Origin of the sequence: Mesorhizobium sp. WSM4898 (genome assembly GCF_029625845.1) — a bacterium.
In the GTDB taxonomy this organism is placed as follows: Bacteria; Pseudomonadota; Alphaproteobacteria; order Rhizobiales; family Rhizobiaceae; genus Mesorhizobium.
Genome location: NZ_JARTVQ010000054.1, coordinates 1 through 245, shown reverse-complemented (window position 1 = coordinate 245; position 245 = coordinate 1). Strand labels below are relative to the sequence as shown.

1 protein-coding gene is annotated in these 245 nt (G+C 38.4%); it reads right to left on the bottom strand.

Translation table 11 applies throughout. From position 1 onward, the window contains the following. Positions 1–33: 33 nt before the first annotated feature. Positions 34–228, bottom strand: coding sequence for a hypothetical protein (locus P9228_RS30925; protein WP_278057071.1), 195 nt, complete (start codon positions 226–228; stop codon positions 34–36). Between the last annotated feature and the right edge of the window lie 17 nt (positions 229–245).

Below are 245 nucleotides of genomic sequence, written 5' to 3'. Positions count from 1 at the left end.
CCAGCCGTCTAAATCAGGAATTTCTAAAGTCATTTATTCCTCAATCAACTCGACTTGTTTAGCGTTTACGACTAGAGTGCCGTGAACATTAAATTCACTATGTTCTTGGTCTTTACCGATGCCCAGTGTTACATTACAGAAAGTTTCGGTAGCCGATGTATTTTCAATTACCGCTTCAACTCTCACTTTATCTCCAACTTTTATTGGATTTCCGTTCTTATCGTGCATATTATCCTCCTTTTAGG